13 protein-coding genes, 2 tRNA genes and 1 other RNA gene are annotated in these 15,721 nt (G+C 55.1%); all 16 read right to left on the reverse strand.

Annotated features, from left to right (window positions below; translation table 11 throughout):
* Nucleotides 1–232 precede the first annotated feature (232 nt).
* Nucleotides 233–308: transfer RNA gene (locus EDD73_RS02345), tRNA-Ala, on the reverse strand.
* Between the two features lie 102 nt (nucleotides 309–410).
* A complete protein-coding gene (locus tag EDD73_RS02350) occupies nucleotides 411–698 on the reverse strand; it encodes a 4Fe-4S dicluster domain-containing protein (protein WP_131918089.1) in 288 nt (95 codons plus the stop codon).
* Nucleotides 699–780: 82 nt separating this feature from the next.
* The gene (locus EDD73_RS02355) at nucleotides 781–1,356 is read right to left on the reverse strand and encodes a 2-oxoacid:acceptor oxidoreductase family protein (RefSeq protein ID WP_131918090.1); all 576 of its coding nucleotides are present in this window, start codon (nucleotides 1,354–1,356) and stop codon (nucleotides 781–783) included.
* A 2-nt stretch (nucleotides 1,357–1,358) separates the two neighbouring features.
* Nucleotides 1,359–2,138 (reverse strand): thiamine pyrophosphate-dependent enzyme, encoded by a 780-nt coding sequence (locus EDD73_RS02360; protein ID WP_243116761.1) that lies wholly within the window; start codon nucleotides 2,136–2,138, stop codon nucleotides 1,359–1,361.
* 16 nt (nucleotides 2,139–2,154) lie between these two features.
* Nucleotides 2,155–3,258, reverse strand: a complete 1,104-nt coding sequence (locus tag EDD73_RS02365; RefSeq protein WP_131918091.1) for a ferredoxin oxidoreductase — start codon at nucleotides 3,256–3,258, stop codon at nucleotides 2,155–2,157.
* Nucleotides 3,259–3,523: 265 nt separating this feature from the next.
* Nucleotides 3,524–7,030: a pyruvate:ferredoxin (flavodoxin) oxidoreductase gene (gene nifJ / locus EDD73_RS02370; protein WP_131918092.1), complete on the reverse strand. Its 3,507-nt coding sequence runs from the start codon at nucleotides 7,028–7,030 to the stop codon at nucleotides 3,524–3,526.
* A gap of 90 nt (nucleotides 7,031–7,120) precedes the next feature.
* On the reverse strand, nucleotides 7,121–7,771 hold the full coding sequence (locus tag EDD73_RS02375; RefSeq protein ID WP_131918093.1) for a P-loop NTPase family protein: 651 nt from the start codon (nucleotides 7,769–7,771) through the stop codon (nucleotides 7,121–7,123).
* Nucleotides 7,772–8,021: 250 nt separating this feature from the next.
* Nucleotides 8,022–8,288 carry a pro-sigmaK processing inhibitor BofA family protein gene (locus EDD73_RS02380; RefSeq protein ID WP_131918094.1) on the reverse strand — a complete coding sequence of 89 codons (267 nt, stop codon included), beginning with the start codon at nucleotides 8,286–8,288 and terminating at the stop codon, nucleotides 8,022–8,024.
* 129 nt (nucleotides 8,289–8,417) lie between these two features.
* Nucleotides 8,418–9,017 carry a recombination mediator RecR gene (recR, locus tag EDD73_RS02385; protein WP_131918095.1) on the reverse strand — a complete coding sequence of 200 codons (600 nt, stop codon included), beginning with the start codon at nucleotides 9,015–9,017 and terminating at the stop codon, nucleotides 8,418–8,420.
* A gap of 2 nt (nucleotides 9,018–9,019) precedes the next feature.
* Nucleotides 9,020–9,343 (reverse strand): YbaB/EbfC family nucleoid-associated protein, encoded by a 324-nt coding sequence (locus EDD73_RS02390; protein WP_243116762.1) that lies wholly within the window; start codon nucleotides 9,341–9,343, stop codon nucleotides 9,020–9,022.
* Nucleotides 9,344–9,594: 251 nt separating this feature from the next.
* Complete coding sequence (gene dnaX / locus EDD73_RS02395; RefSeq protein WP_131918097.1) at nucleotides 9,595–11,493, reverse strand: DNA polymerase III subunit gamma/tau; 1,899 nt, start codon at nucleotides 11,491–11,493, stop codon at nucleotides 9,595–9,597.
* A 147-nt stretch (nucleotides 11,494–11,640) separates the two neighbouring features.
* An RNA gene (gene ffs, locus EDD73_RS02400) (signal recognition particle sRNA large type) lies at nucleotides 11,641–11,906 on the reverse strand.
* A 71-nt stretch (nucleotides 11,907–11,977) separates the two neighbouring features.
* Nucleotides 11,978–12,072, reverse strand: a tRNA-Ser gene (locus tag EDD73_RS02405).
* A 436-nt stretch (nucleotides 12,073–12,508) separates the two neighbouring features.
* Complete coding sequence (locus EDD73_RS02410) at nucleotides 12,509–13,696, reverse strand: MFS transporter (RefSeq protein WP_243116763.1); 1,188 nt, start codon at nucleotides 13,694–13,696, stop codon at nucleotides 12,509–12,511.
* A gap of 15 nt (nucleotides 13,697–13,711) precedes the next feature.
* On the reverse strand, nucleotides 13,712–14,998 hold the full coding sequence (locus EDD73_RS02415; protein ID WP_131918098.1) for a sensor domain-containing diguanylate cyclase: 1,287 nt from the start codon (nucleotides 14,996–14,998) through the stop codon (nucleotides 13,712–13,714).
* 12 nt (nucleotides 14,999–15,010) lie between these two features.
* A complete protein-coding gene (locus tag EDD73_RS02420) occupies nucleotides 15,011–15,532 on the reverse strand; it encodes a V4R domain-containing protein (protein WP_131918099.1) in 522 nt (173 codons plus the stop codon).
* Nucleotides 15,533–15,721: the final 189 nt, after the last annotated feature.

Below are 15,721 nucleotides of genomic sequence, written 5' to 3' on the forward strand. Positions count from 1 at the left end.
AAAATGTACAAAAGATGGCTCAGATTTCGGATAGGCTCCAGTCACTCATCAATAAAAAATAAAAAAGCCCACCGTAAAGACGATGGACTTAAGCTCTTAGGATGGTCGGGATGCACGCCCGGCCTTTCTTAATTTCACCGTAAAATCAATCGTTGGCATCAACCCCGTTTGGGCATCAGCTAAAACCGTCGCCGAAAAAACCCGCAAGCCTTGATTTTACTGGATTTTTGAATGGTGGAGATGAGGGGGATCGAACCCCTGACCTCTTACATGCGAAGCAAGCGCTCTCCCAGCTGAGCTACACCCCCACGTCAAATCACATAAACAATTATAGGATAAAACGGGCCGAAGTGCAAGCACGCCGACCCGTTTGTTATTGGCAAGATGCCCAGCACCCACCAATGGACCTATCAATTCACCTGTTTTTCCTTTTCTTTGCCCTGCTCCTTCGCCTTTGCCAGTCGCTCCACGACAATCGCCGTATCGGGGCAAACGTTTTGGCAGATCCCGCAGGCGATGCACTCCGGATCCTGTTGCACTTCCACGATCGGTGTCCCGTACACTCCTAGGTTATAGGACCACCGGATCGTTTTAGTGGGACACTTTTCGATGCATAACCCGCAACCTTTACATAACCCCGGAAAGACATGATGCTTTCCCTTGCCGCTTTCGATCACATAGGCTTTCCACGTTTTCATTCCGCTCACTTCCCTGCTTTTCATCGCCGGCTTTGTCGTACGCACTGACGTTGTCCTTTGCTTAACTTACACGGTTTCCCCGTCAGCCCTGCGCCAGCCCCGCCACCAGTTCCATCCCCCGGGCCAACGCCTTATGGTTCATCTCTCGCAGCTCCGGGTTTTGCTCAAACTTGTAGCCCAGCTTATTCTCCAAGGCCTGCTTAGCCTGTTCTTCACTGACCACGCGGGTCGCATGAAGCACGGCGCCCATAATGACGATATTAAATACTCGCGGATGCAGCTCATTTTTGGCCACTTCGATGGCCGGAATGGCCAGCACCTGTTTGGCGTTTTTCGGCAGATCATCCTCCACGCCCTGAATCGACTTGTCGTAGACAAAGACCGTCCGCTCGTCCACATATTGTCGGGACCGCAGTACCGCACGGTCCGAAAGCGCGATGACGATATCGGCCTTTTCAAATTTCGGCGAACCAATCTTTTGCTTTTCGGCAATCTGCACAAAGGCGATCGACACACCGCCCCGCTGCTCCACACCGAAATTGGGGATATAAAGCGCCTCTTTGCCTTCTTCGTTGGCCGCTTCCGTAATGATCTCCGCCACCGATTGCACACCCTGTCCACCTTCACCGGCCAAGGCGATCTTGACTTCGTTGGCCATGGTCACCCCTCCTTCGGCGCCGGCACTTTCAGTTCACCGACCTTAAAATAATTGGGCATTTCTTTCTCCACAAAGTCCCACGTCGACTTGGCATTCATGCGCCAGTTCGTCGGGCATGATGCCAGTGCTTCCACAAAGGAAAAACCGCGTCCGTCAATCTGATTTTGCAGCGCTTTTTTCAGCATCGTCGTCAATTGCCGCATGTTAGCCATGGTCCCGCGCGCCACATAAGCATTTTCCTTGGTGATCGCTGCGACCATCTCGGGACCTAAGGTGGGATTACCCATGGCTTCAATATCCCGCCCATACGGACAAGTCTCCGTTTTTTGCCCCGGCAAAGTCGTCGGCGCCATCTGCCCGCCGGTCATCGCATAATTGGTGTTGTTGGCCAAAATGACCGTAATCCGTTCATTGCGCGTCGCCGCGTTGACCAAATGCTGGGCACCGATAGCGTAGCCGCCGCCATCGCCCATGTAAGCAATGCAGATCCGATCGGGCCGCGCCCGTTTGATACCGGTGATCACCGGTGTGGTCCGGCCATGGTGCGCCTGCACCGTATCACACTCAAAAAAATCCCATGCTAGCAGTGAGCAGCCAATATCACAGCCAAAGACAACGCGGTCCTGGATACCCAGGTCATCGATCGCTGTGCCCAGCGCTTTGAGCACATCACCATGGCCGCAGCCCGGGCAAAACTTGTGCGGTTTGGACGCCCGGCGCCAGCTTCTGGGCATCTTCGGTTCCAGCAGCGTTGTCGCAGTAACTTCCATGCATTCACTCATCTTCTTCACCCTCTCCTCAAGCCATGGCTTTGACTTTGGCGACTACTTCTTCCGCCGTCACGCCGACGCCGGGCTTAAAGATGTACTCTATCGGCGTTGTCTCGCCATAGATCGCCTCTTTACAAAGCTTCGCCAATTGACCTTGCGCCGATTCCACGATGAGCATTTTCTTTACCGGCTTGAGGGCGTTACGCAGCGCCTCGACCGGGAAGGGCCGTAAGGTGATCGGCCGGAAACTGCCCACCTTTATTCCGGCTTCACGCAGTTCCCGCACGGCCGCAGCCGTGGCCCGGGAAACCACACCATGGGAAAGAATCAAGATTTCCGCATCATCCGTTTGGATCGCCTCATGCTCGACGATCGACGGGGCGATGCGATCGTATTCGCCCATCATGGCCGTGATGATTTCATAAAGCTCTTCTTCCGTGTTGAAGGTATTGCGCAGGTGCACCGCCTCACGCTCAGTGCCCGGAGCACCAGGCCCGCCGATGATCGGCTCCGTCGGGACCATCTGCACACCACGTACGGCTGGATCGTAGATCGTTAAGGATTCCCGCATCTTGGCTTGGTAGCCGTCGCCTAAAATAAACGTGGGGAATCGATATGTCCATGCCGTATTAAAAGCTTTCAGCGTATAGTCATAGAGTTCTTGATGGTTCGATGGGGAATAGACGATCCGCGCCCCCTCACCGTTCCCACCGTAACAAGTCAGCGTTACTTCTTGCTGCGAGTAGATTACGGTGGCCGTCGACGGGCCGCCCCGTTGCTGAACAATCAAGACAATGGGAATGCGCATCATTTCCGCCATCGACAGCGGTTCTTGCATCAACACGTTCCCCGGCCCGGCCGTCGCCGTAAAGGCTCGCCGTCCCGCCAACACCCCGCCGAGCGTCGAAAAGCCGGCCGAGAGTTCGTCTTCAGTCTGTAAAAAACGGCGCTCGTACTTGGGTGCCAACCGTGTCCAATAATGCATGATCTCATTTTGCGGCGTGATCGGATAGCCGCACATCATCTCCGCACCGGCCGCCAGTGCCGCATAGGCGATGACTTCATTGCCGGTCATAAACATGCGCTTTTCGCCTTGTACCGGTTTTTGTTGGTTGATCGTTTGATCGGTCATTGGTCTCGCTGTGCCCCCTTCGAAGAGATACCCCTTGATGAGCCACGAACTACTTCGTTGCATCATACATCTTTTGCATCTGTTGTTTAAATCATTCATCAAGGCTCTGCTGAGCGATGCTCTTTTTGCCGGGCGCACAAAAAAGAGCGGAGGCTCAAAGTCCTCCGCTCTCGCGTTACCGATATGACGTTCTTGATATTAATTTTGACATTACTGATGTAAAGCTGATTGATTACTGTAAAGGTCAGTTTACCACTCGTACAGGCTAGTTGGCCAACCGTTTGTACGTTTCGTAGCGTTCCTTAGCATCGTTTTCCGCTTTGACAAAGAACTCGGCCGCTACGTCCGGGAACAGTTGCTGCAGCGATGCATAGCGCACTTCGCCAAGCAAGAAGTCTTTGAACGGTGCCGTGGGCTCTTTGGAGTCAAGGACAAAGGGATTCAAGCCTTGCTCTTTGCGGTCCGGGTTGAAGCGGTAGAGGTGCCAGTAGCCCGACTTGACCGCTTTTTCCATTTCTGTCTGGCTGTTATTCATGCCCGACTTGAGGCCATGGCTGATGCAGGAAGAATAAGCGATGATCAGCGACGGTCCTTTGTACGCTTCGGCTTCGCGGATCGCTTGGAGCGTTTGATTGTAATCAGCGCCCATGGCGATCTGGGCCACATAGACGTAGCCGTAGGACATGGCCATCATGCCCAGGTCTTTTTTCTTCGTCCGCTTTCCGGCTGCGGCAAACTTGGCGATCGCCGCTGCCGGTGTTGCTTTCGACGACTGACCACCGGTGTTGGAGTACACTTCCGTATCGAGAACGATGATGTTCACATCTTCACCCGATGCCAGCACGTGGTCAAGGCCGCCGTAGCCGATATCATAGGCCCAACCGTCGCCGCCGATGATCCACTGCGATTTTTTGATGAAGTGATCTTTCAATTCCACGATCGGCTGAAGTGCCGCATCATTGGAAGCTGCCAGGAGCGGCAGGATTTTCGCCGTCGCTGCTTTCGATGCGTCGCCATCGTCTTTGCCGGCCAGCCATTCGTTGAAGGCTTCGGCCAGTTCCGGCGTAACACCGGCTTGCACAGCTTCAGCAACGAGTCCGGCCAGTTTATCGCGCAGTTGATTGACGCCCATCAGCATGCCGTAGCCAAACTCAGCCGGATCTTCAAAGAGGGAGTTGGCCCAGGCCGGTCCTTTGCCCTCGCTGTTGGTGCAGTACGGCACGGTCGGTGCGCTGGCACCGTAGATGGAGGTACAACCAGTGGCATTGGCGATCATCATGCGGTCACCGTAGAGTTGGGTGATCAGCTTGATGTAAGGCGTTTCACCGCAACCGGCGCAGGCACCGGAGAATTCAAAGAGCGGTTGCGCAAATTGACTTCCCTTGACGGTGTCTTTGGACAGCAAGTTATCTTTGATCGACAAGGTCGTAGCAAAGTTCCAGTTGCCCGTTTGCGCTTCCACTTGCGATCCAAAGTCGCGCATGACGAGCGCTTTGGTTTTGGACGGGCAAACTTGGGCGCAACTACCGCAACCCATGCAGTCCATGGGGCTCACTTGCACACGGAACTGTAAGCCTTCCAGTTGCTTGCCGACGGCTTTTTTCATCGCGAATGCTTCCGGTGCCTTGGCCGCTTCTTCGCTGTTGACCAGGAAAGGACGGATCGCTGCGTGCGGGCAAACATAGGAGCAGCGGTTGCACTGAATGCAATTGTCGATGAGGAATTCCGGCACTTGCGAAGCAACACCGCGTTTTTCATACTTCGATGTGGCTACTGGCATGGTGCCGTCAGCCAACTCGGCAAAAGCGCTGACAGGCAGTTTGTCACCTTGTTGACGGTTAACGGGGCGCTGAATATTGGTCACATAAGCAGGTTCATCGACGGTGGCCGCTGCTTCTACCACAGCACCGGCCCAGGATGCCGGTACTTCCACCGCCACCAGCGAGTTCACACCGGCATCGACGGCAGCGCAGTTCATAGCGACGATTTTTTCACCTTTGCGGCCATAGGTCTTTTGGATGCCGTCTTTCATGTAGCCAACGGCTTCTTCGATGGGAATCACTTTGGCCAGTTTGAAGAAGGCTGCTTGCATAACCATGTTGGTGCGGTTGCCAAGACCTAAGTTTTCGGCAATGCTCACGGCATCGATGATGAAGACCTTGATGTTGTTTTGGGCCAGGTAGGCTTTCATGGCCGGCGGCAGTTTTTCTTCGAGTTCTTCCGGTTTCCAAACCGTATTGAGCAAGAAGGTGCCACCCGGTTTCAAGCCTTCCAGCAGGTCGTAAGTATAGCAGTAGGCTTGGTTCGAGCAAGAAACAAAGTCGGCTGTTTTGATCAGGTAGGGCGATTTGATCGGCTGATGGCCGAAGCGGAGGTGCGAGATCGTGACACCGCCGGATTTTTTGGAATCATAGGCAAAGTAGGCTTGGGCATACATGGGTGTGTAGGTACCGATAATTTCCACGGCGCTTTTGTTGGCGCCCACCGTACCATCGGAGCCAAGGCCCCAGAACTTACACTGGATCGTGCCTTTCGGTGTCGTGTCACCCAGGGGCTGCGGTGCCAGCGATTTGAAGGTCAGATCGTCGACGATGGAGATGGTAAAGCCACTTTTCGGCTGATCGGCTTTCAAGTTTTCAAAGACAGCGTTGATGTCGGCCGGGACAACGTCCTTGGAGCCCAGGCCATAGCGGCCGCCAACGATCACCGGTTTCCGATCGGACTCGTAGAACATGGCCCGCACATCGAGGAGCAGCGGCTCACCCAGTGCACCCGGTTCTTTGGTGCGATCGAGAACGGCGATTTTCTTGACTGTTTGCGGCAGGACATCAAAGAAATGTTTGGCCGAGAAGGGGCGATAGAGACGCACTTTGATCAAGCCGACTTTTTCTCCGGCCGCGACCAAGGCGTTGATCGTTTCTTCAATGACTTCGTTGACCGAGCCCATCGCGACGATGATGCGCTCCGCATCAGGGGCACCGTAGTAATCAAAGGGCCGATAGCTGCGACCGGTCAGCTTGCTGATCTCTTGCATATAGGACAAGACAACTTCCGGCACCGCTTCATAGTAGCGGTTCGCCGATTCTTTGGCTTGGAAGAAAATATCCGGGTTTTGCGCTGTACCGCGCACGACCGGGCGCTCCGGATTCAAGCTGCGGGCGCGGAACGCGCTGAGCGCCTCTTGATCGACCAGTTTGGCCAGATCATCATAATCGATCGTTTCGATCTTTTGCATTTCATGGGACGTACGGAAGCCGTCAAAGAAGTGAACAAAGGGCACCCGCGACTTGAGCGCTGCTAAGTGCGCCACGCCGCCCAGATCCATGACTTCCTGCACGCTGCCCGAAGCCAGCATGGCCCAACCGGTCTGGCGAACGGCCATAACGTCGGAATGATCACCGAAAATGCTCAAGGCATGTCCGGCTACGGCCCGTGCCGTCACATGCATCACACCGGGCAACAATTCGCCGGCAATCTTGTACATATTGGGGATCATCAGCAAGAGACCTTGAGAAGCCGTATATGTAGTCGTCAGCGCGCCGGCTTGCAACGAGCCATGAACGGCCGCTGCCGCGCCTGCTTCCGACTGTAACTCTGCAAGCTTTACCGTTTGACCAAAAATATTTTTTTGGCCCTGAGCACTCCACTCATCGGTATATTCGGCCATCGGCGAAGAAGGAGTAATCGGATAAATGGCTGCACATTCCGTGAAGGCATAGGATACATAGGCGGCCGCTTTGTTGCCGTCCATTGTTTTCATGGCTTTTGCCATCTTGTCATCTCCCTACTTATGCTCGGTTTCTTAAATTCTTAACTCGCCATGGAGACCTTCATCCGGTCACCATGAGGGGCCATCAGGCCATCACCAGTAGGCCTTGGCCATCCATCGTTGTAGGTACCGGATCGAATGATTCATCACATCACTGGCATCAAGTAGATGGCGAAACCTTTCATCGACAGCCGTCGCTTCCACCGGCAGGCCCAGTCTTCGGCTTGCTTCCTCCACCAGGCGTGCACCCTCACGAATCACGGTCAGATTCGTCTCATCACCAAGGTGAGTATTGTTCAGCAAGGCATCGACGGGACCCAGTTCCCCGACGTATTCGACGATGTCCTCAACCGACGCCGTCATCGGCCGCGAAGTATTGATCACCGCAATGATCCGTAATTCCGGACAAGCCTCACGTCCTTGGAGCAACTGCAATGTCTTTGCTCCGTCCACGCCGTAGCCAATGTCCAGAATCACATCCCCCTGTTGATGCAGGGCCCAACGCATATCCGCACGCAACAATGAGCCGGCTTCACCTAAGCCGACTGTGTCGACGGTTTCCCAGGCAATGACATGCAACCCCTGCGCTTCTAAGGAACGTTTGATCGGCCGCAGGGTATAAAAAGGCTCCACTGTATCTAAATCCACCAAGGTTACGTCTCGCCCATCGGCATGTAACGCCAAGGCGCGGTTGACTGCATTTTCACTTTTGCCGCTGGCATACTCACCGATGTACGCTTCCACGCACCGTGAGGATTTCGGGGTTGCGATGGGATCTCCACCTCCGTTTTGGCCGGCCCTCGCTGGGCTTCCTGTTTACCAAGCCTGCTTCCTCACGGAAAAAGGGTGTGGCATTTCCTCAACAAACATTAGACAAAATAATCAGATATTTTGCTTGCGATTGCGTCTAATGATCTTCCTAAGGATCGCAGCACCTGTAAAAAAAAGTCCACAAGTAGGATTATACTTAACTTTAGACCCTACGGTCAAGCGTTCAAGCGAATATCCAATATTTCAGAAGAATCAAAAGGGTTAATCCTGGCAAACCAAGAAACCCGGCGATCAAAGCACTGACCGGATTTAGGGGCAAACTGAGCCCGGCCAGTCCGCCGAGCACATTCGTACCGCCCAGAATCAACAAGCCGAACAAAGATCGAAAGGCCACCACAAACAACCAGCGCAACGGACGCCAGAAAAAGTGAATCGCTGCCAACAGGGCCAGTCCCGCTAAGCCCGTTACGACCATCGCTTCCGATGTCATTTTGTTCCCCCCCTGCCCATACCGTAAGCACATCACCCTGAAGGGTTGTCTTCCTTATCACTGTATGCAAGAGAGGAAAAAAATACGAAAAAAAAAGCGGCGTTGCCTCATCGGGCAACACACGCTCCCTTACAATTCCCGGCGCCCTTCCATCGCCCGCCATAAGGTCACTTGATCGGCATATTCCAAGTCGCCGCCAATCGGCAACCCGTGGGCGATACGAGTGACTTTAATTCCCTGGGCTTTAATTTGCCGGGCCAAATAATTGGCGGTGGCTTCACCTTCCACCGTCGGGTTGGTGGCGAGAATCACTTCTTGTACCGGCGAACCCTCTAACCGGGCCACAAGCTCCCGGATGCGCAATTGCTCCGGCCCAATGCCTTCCATCGGTGAAAGCACACCGCGCAAGACATGGTACAGCCCATGATATTCCCGTGTTTTTTCAATGGCCACCACATCGCGCGCATCTTCCACCACGCAGATGACCGCTTGGTCACGGGCTTCATCAGCGCAGATCCGACAAGGATCGCGATCGGTCATATTGCCGCAGATCGAACAGTCGCTCGTTTGATCGCGCGCATCGACGATTGCTTTGGCCAGGGTGACCGCTTCACTTCGCGGCACCCGCAACAGGTGAAACGCTAAGCGCTGGGCCGTTTTCGGACCCACACCGGGCAATTTATTTAACGCCTCGATCAACCGGCCCACCGGCTCCGCATAGTAGTACATGATTAGAACAAGCCAGGAATTTTCATGCCGCCGGTAATCTTCGCCATTTCCGACGCGACCATCGCTTGTGCTTGTTGCAAAGCTTCATTCACGGCCGTCACAACCAGATCTTGCAGCATTTCCACGTCTTCCGGATCAACGGCTTCCGGTGCGATCGTGATCGAAAGCACATCATATTTACCATTAGCCACAACCTTGATAGCGCCGCCGCCGGCCGTTGCTTCCACCGTACGTTGAGCAACCTCTTCCTGCATCTTCGCCATATCGGCTTGCATTTTTTGGACTTGCTTCATCATGTTCTTCATATTTCCGCCATTACCAAACATTGCGTGCCCCCCTTTTCTTACCGACAGTAGTGTACCATAGTTTAAATGGGAGATAAAGTTCCCGTTGATTTTACGTAAAACGGGCATTCTAATCCTGGAGGTGGTGGTAACATGCTTCGCATGATCGCGCGTCTCTTACCCTACGGTGTTCGTGGCTTTTTGATGTACACCGGCGCTCGCATGGGTATTCGATGGGCACTGCGCAACCGTCACTTGCTCCGCTAGTTCCCTGGTCGATGGGCAATATTTGCTCATCGGCCTTTTTCGTTGGCCCCGCCCTCATCATCCACAAAAGTCACCGGCAACCGGGGATCACCAAAGACCTGCCGGATATACTCCGGATCGGATAAGTAGGGTTCCTTCGGCTCACTGCCCGCCGCATTGGCGACGCCGCCGCGCTCACGATTTCCGCCCGATGACGGCTCCCCCGCTACGGCCCCGCTGCGTAGCAACGCCGCTTCTGCCGGCGGCCATGCGGATGAGTGATAGACGGACACCGTCACCGCCTGGCGCAAGCAATCGGTAAACTCGGCTTGCAACACCTGATTGATCTCCTGCAGCTTCGGGTCATCGGTCTGGCGGTGCAGTGGATTGTCATGAACAAGCAAGATGCGCGTTCCGTCCGGTGCCCCCAGGCGCAACTGGTTCCGTACGATCGAGGCCAACCGGGGATGAAGCTTCTCCGTAGCGGCCGCAATCACTTTGGGCCAGCAGGCTTCCACGTCGGGCCAGTGGATCGGGCTCGGTATGGCCGGCGAAGCGGCAGCGGGCGGCGCTGCTTGCGGCTTGACCGGCGCCGTCACCGGTGCCTTGCCCACCGGCGGTCCGACGGACGGTCGCCCGGCGGCCGGTACCGGTTGCTCCATGGCCTGCTCCATTTGCCGGAGCCGGCTTTCCAAGCTTTCCACGCGGCGCCGCAGCGCGTTCAATTCCATATCCGACGTGGTCACCGGGGTTGTCCCGACGCCCGGCGCAAAGGCACTGGTGGCGATCGGCGCCGGTTGCGGTGCCTGCGGTTTGGCTGCTTCCGGCACACTTTCCCATGCCGTCCGTCCCCATTCCCGGCGGGCAATGCGCACAAAAGCCACTTCCAGAAGAATCCGCGGATGGGTCGTCCAGCGCATATCATTCTCAAACTGGCTGAGCAAAGCAATGCACGCCTGCAGCTCTTCCGGCGAATACAGCCCGGCTTGCGCGAGCAGCGCCTGCCCTTGTTCCGGTGCCACCGCTACCAAGTCCTGTGCTTCCGGCAGCGTTCGCAAGATCAAGCGATCACGATAGTGTTCCATCAGATCGCGCAGCAGCGGCCGCACTTCCTTGCCACGGCCGATCAAACCATTGACGGCCACCAGCGCTTCGGCCAACCGGCCTTCCCCCAGCATCTGGCTGATGCTGACCAGCACCTCATCGTCCACCGCACCTAAAATCGCCGTCACATCCTGCACGGTGATCGTCTGCCCGGCAAAGGAAACGGTCTGATCCAAAATCCCCAAGGCATCCCGCATCCCACCTTCGGCCTTGCGGGCAATAAAGCGCAGCGTATCACCAGGCGCTTCGATCTGATGGTGGGCACAGATCTTGGCCAGCCGATCGACGATCTCCTCCGTGCCTAACCGGCGAAAATCAAAGCGCTGGCACCGCGACAAGATCGTCGCCGGCACTTTGTGTGCTTCCGTCGTAGCCAGGACAAACACCACATTGGCCGGCGGCTCTTCCAGCGTCTTCAACAGCGCATTGAACGCTTCCGTCGTCAACATGTGCACCTCATCGATAATATATACCTTAAAGGTGCCCTCTTGCGGCGCATACTTCACCTGCTCCCGCAGTTCCCGGATTTCATCGACGCCACGGTTGGACGCCGCATCGATCTCCAGGACATCATGGGCGATCCCGCTGTTGACCGCCTGGCAATTGCTGCACCGGTCGCAGGGCTTTTGACGGGGATCATCGGTACCGATGCAATTCAGCGCTTTTGCCAAGATCTTGGCCGTCGAGGTCTTGCCCGTGCCACGGGGACCGCAAAAAAGGTAGGCATGGGCTACCCGCTGAAAGCGCAACGCATTTTGTAAGGTCCGGCTCACATGCTCTTGTCCAACCAGATCATCAAAGCCCCGCGGTCGCCACTCCCGGTACAGCGCCAGATAGGCCATCGGTTGCTTCCTCCCTCATCCACGCATCAGTAAAACGCCGCAAATACAGAAAAAAGATGGCCTTCACCATCTTTATTCCTTACCATTTCAGCATCGCGCCAATCCATAGGCGCCGCCTGCAATGTATGGGATTATGATATTAAATGGCCGTGCACTCGCCTTCGAACACAATCTTCCGAGCGTTACCCTGGCAGTTAGCTCGAACCAGGCTACCCTGCGGCACACGAAAGGGCCTACTTACCGTTGCTTCCTTCCGGACCTGGCGGGGTTTATAGGTTTTCGTTGCGCAAGACCCAATTGTCAACACCACTTACCAGGGGCAGACCCCACAAGATCGGCCCTCAATGCGAGCTTCCACCCTGCTACAGCGGATTGCAGGTTACAAGGCACCGCTAACGCCCCGCTTAGCACGACCAAATCTAGCAGAAGAAAAAACTAGTAACCGTTCGTCACATCTACGATTACTAGTTTGGAACTGACTCACTGGCGGAGAGAGAGGGATTCGAACCCTCGAGACAGGTTTAAGCCCGCCTACGCGATTTCCAGTCGCGCGCCTTCGACCAACTCAGCCACCTCTCCGGAACGGTTGCTCTACATGCAGATGTCAGTATATCGGATCCCCTCTTATTTGTAAAGAGGAAAGGTATGGTTAACAAAAAAAATCAGGGGTTTCCCCCTGACTTCCTCCATAGGTACCTCCATGGGCACCCTATGGCCGATTGTGTGGGCATCCAACAAACGATTAGTCTTTGGTGACAAACCAATAAGGAAGATGAACTAAAAGAAACATAATTGCTAATACATGGGCGAAATTAAAGGTCGGGCTGTACATTTCCATCCTTATTCACCTCCTACTTTGCTATGTTCGTCAAGCACTCCGCCACAGAAAAAACCTGCAAGCGAGAACTCGCCTTCTAGTATACCAAATATTCTACATCAATGGTTAGTTTCCTGTATCGTGAAAAGATGAACAATCAACAATTTTAATGATTAAACCTGCGGCGGCTTGCGTCATTTATAGGGCATCGCCGACCTGTTGATACCGTTGTAACTGCTTCCAGGAAAGCACCAGAATCAGCAGCAACGCCAGCGCTCCCGTCCAGTAGGGCAGGGCCGCCGCCACCTCATAGAGGATTCCGCCGGCCATCGGCCCGGCAGCCCGTCCTAAACTATCGAACGATTGCATCCAGCCCAGCGAAGCGCCCTGCCCATCGTCACTGGTTTGCGAAACCAAGGTCGAAATATTCGGCCGAAGGAGCGCTGCACCGGCACTGTAAAGCGCCGTCATGGCCACCATGGCCGGCAACGTCGGCACGACCGCCATCAGCGCCAACCCCGTCATGGCCATCGCCAGCCCCGCCGCCACCAAGCGCACACAGCCAAAGCGCCGGGCCAACCGGTTGACCAAGCCCGCTTGCACGATCACCCCCAGCGTACCTAAGCCGGCAAACATCATCCCCAAGTGCTGCGTCGCAAAGGCAAAGCGTTCGAAGGCAAAAATCGCAAAGGTTCCTTCAAAAAGCGCCATCGTAAAGCTGACCGCAAAGGAAAGCAAAAAAAGCGTGAACTGCCGGTGCCGGCCGATCCGCAGAACGTTATGCCATCGCTGCGGCTCCTGGATCGCCGCCCCCTCCGGCAGCGACTCCGGTAACAGCCAAAAAGCAAAGGGCACCGTGATTAACGCCAGCGCACCGGACACAAAAAAAGGCAGCGCAAAACTGTACCCGCCCAACCAACCACCCAGCGCCGGTCCCAAAATCATCCCTAAGCCCATCGCCGCCCCCAACATCCCCATGGCACCGGCGCGCCGTTCCGGCGGTGTACAGTCCGCCGCATAGGCCATGGCCGTCGGCAAGGTAGCCGAAGAGATCATGCCGGAAAAGGACCGCACCACAAAGAGCATCCACAGTTCCGTCGATAAACCAAACAAGATAAAGGAAATCCCATAGCCGCCGAGGCCCATCAGCAAAAGCGGGCGCCGTCCCAGCCGGTCCGACAACCGTCCCCAGATCGGCGCAAAGAAAAACTGCATGATCGAGTACGATGCCGTAAAAAAACCAAAGGCAACAGCATCACCGTTCAGTTTGAGCACAAAGTAGGGCATGATCGGCAGCAGAATCCCAAATCCAACCATCACCAAAAACAGCGTAACAAAAAGCGTCGCCATCGCCCACCGTTCGCGCCAGGGCCACTTCCCCTTCACCGGATCGCCGCCCCCTTACTGAGCATCATCGCTATGCGCGGGGGACCACACCTGGACACAATTGCGCCCCCTATCCTTGGCCCGGTATAAGGCTACGTCGGCACAGCGCAAGAGATCGCTGAAGGTTTGGCCCGCATCTTCCGGCACGGCCACGCCCACACTGACCGTAACCACTGGGCGTTCACCAGACTCTAATACCATTTCGCCTTCGACCATCGCCCGGCGTAGCCGCTCCGCCACCATCCAAGCTCCGTCACGCCCGCAACCGGGCAAAAGAACAGCAAACTCCTCCCCACCGATCCGTCCGAGGATATCACCATCACGCAAGACCGACCGGAGTCGCTGGCAGGCAGTACGCAATACTTGATCCCCACCGGCATGGCCAAAGCGATCATTGATACTCTTAAAATGATCCAGATCCAGCATCAGCAAGGCCAGCGAGAAATCGGCCCGCTGCGTTTGCCACGTTTGCCACGTTTGCTCCGCCAATTCCATAAAATAACGGCGATTAAAACAGCCCGTCAATTCATCGGTTGTTGCCATGCGACGCAGTTCGTTTTCCATCTTGTGACGCGCCGTAATGTCATTGATGGCCACCAACCGCACCGGCTCCCCGGCAAAGGTGGACACCACGGCCGATAACAGCCCAAAATAAACTTCATCGCGATCATTGCGCATCTGGATAATTCGGTTCTCCACCGCGCCATGCAGCGCCAATTCCTCCAGGATCAACTGCATATCCGCCGATTCTCGGTAATAATCGCGGGCGTTCTTGCCGATGGCTTCCTCGGCAGTCACACCGTACAGTTGGGCCGCTTTGTCATTGATAAAAATGATGCGATGATCGATCATGCTGGTAACGACCAACGGAAACGGCGCGACTGCCACCATGTGCCGGTATTGCTGCCGACTTTCCCGCAATGCCTTTTGCGATTGCGCCAGTGCTTCCACCATCGAGTTAAAGGCTTGCGAAAAGGCCCCCATAAAATCGACCCGTTGGGAAAAGTCCCCCTTGGCGATCATTTGCGTCTGCCACGTCAAGTGCCGCAAATTGCCCTGCAGCATCTTCAGCGACCCTGCCAGTGAGCCCCGCAGGCGGAGACTTTCGGACAATTCACCACCGGCCAGGGACGTGGCAAAATGGCAAATCGTCTGTAAATCTCGGTAAAGACGTTGAAATTCTTCATGGGCTTGCAACTCTGGCGGCATCGCTTCCGTCGCTTTGGTCTCAAAAAAAGCGCGGCGCAAGGTTTTCACAACCAGGTCAAGCCATTCTCCTTTTTCTACATCCCATTCATCCATCGGCTACCTACATTACCCTTCTTCTTTCGCCATAAAACGGCAAACCCGTTCCCCGGTACACCAGCAATCGCTTTCTTTGACAGTGTAAGATTTTCCGCCATAGCTTTCCAGCACCCCGGCGATGAAGCCCTCATCATATTTACAGATCTCGTAATCCAACTCGGGCAAACCGGAACAATCCAGGTCTTCCGCCACGGTGAGCTCAAATTCCCTGCGCACCAGATCGGCCTTTTCCACACGAAAAATCCCAATGCCCATCTCCCGCAAAGATCGCTGCACCTGTTGAATAAATTCATGAAAATCGGTGATTGTGCCCAATTGTTTTCGGCAAAACTCCCGTCCGGCCAACTTACCGGCTTCAAAAAACATCTGGTCCGTTTGCTCCGTCCCCACATGCTGTTCCATCACATCACGAAAAGTAAACTGCATCAACCGGTAGACTTCCACCGGGACCATCCTGCCTAGATTAGGGCGCCCCTTTTCGATGTCCCCGAGCAAATCCCACGAGAACTGATACTTGCGCTCCTGTACCATCCTGGCCCCTCCCCTTTGATGTCCTTATCGATGTTTAGATCGATCCTATCATTCCCCTACCTAAAATACAATCCAATACACCCCAATCCAAAATGGATTCCTGTCTAATTTGATCCCCGCTCCCGGCAGGAATCGTCACCATCAGCGGGAATACTCAATCTCAACAGCCACCGGTGAGTACCGACCACC

Origin of the sequence: Heliophilum fasciatum (genome assembly GCF_004341395.1) — a bacterium.
Classification (GTDB): Bacteria; Bacillota; Desulfitobacteriia; order Heliobacteriales; family Heliobacteriaceae; genus Heliophilum; species Heliophilum fasciatum.

What these genes read in the sequence shown, in the direction of transcription:
- EDD73_RS02350 (WP_131918089.1), bottom strand. Translation starts at nt 698, where the DNA reads ATGAAAACGTGGAAAGCCTATGTGATCGAAAGCGGCAAGGGAAAGCAT.
- EDD73_RS02355 (WP_131918090.1), bottom strand. Translation starts at nt 1,356, where the DNA reads ATGGCCAACGAAGTCAAGATCGCCTTGGCCGGTGAAGGTGGACAGGGT.
- EDD73_RS02360 (WP_243116761.1), bottom strand. Translation starts at nt 2,138, where the DNA reads ATGAGTGAATGCATGGAAGTTACTGCGACAACGCTGCTGGAACCGAAG.
- EDD73_RS02365 (WP_131918091.1), bottom strand. Translation starts at nt 3,258, where the DNA reads ATGACCGATCAAACGATCAACCAACAAAAACCGGTACAAGGCGAAAAG.
- nifJ (WP_131918092.1), bottom strand. Translation starts at nt 7,030, where the DNA reads ATGGCAAAAGCCATGAAAACAATGGACGGCAACAAAGCGGCCGCCTAT.
- EDD73_RS02380 (WP_131918094.1), bottom strand. Translation starts at nt 8,288, where the DNA reads ATGACATCGGAAGCGATGGTCGTAACGGGCTTAGCGGGACTGGCCCTG.
- recR (WP_131918095.1), bottom strand. Translation starts at nt 9,017, where the DNA reads ATGTACTACTATGCGGAGCCGGTGGGCCGGTTGATCGAGGCGTTAAAT.
- EDD73_RS02390 (WP_243116762.1), bottom strand. Translation starts at nt 9,343, where the DNA reads ATGTTTGGTAATGGCGGAAATATGAAGAACATGATGAAGCAAGTCCAA.
- dnaX (WP_131918097.1), bottom strand. Translation starts at nt 11,493, where the DNA reads ATGGCCTATCTGGCGCTGTACCGGGAGTGGCGACCGCGGGGCTTTGAT.
- EDD73_RS02415 (WP_131918098.1), bottom strand. Translation starts at nt 14,998, where the DNA reads ATGGATGAATGGGATGTAGAAAAAGGAGAATGGCTTGACCTGGTTGTG.
- EDD73_RS02420 (WP_131918099.1), bottom strand. Translation starts at nt 15,532, where the DNA reads ATGGTACAGGAGCGCAAGTATCAGTTCTCGTGGGATTTGCTCGGGGAC.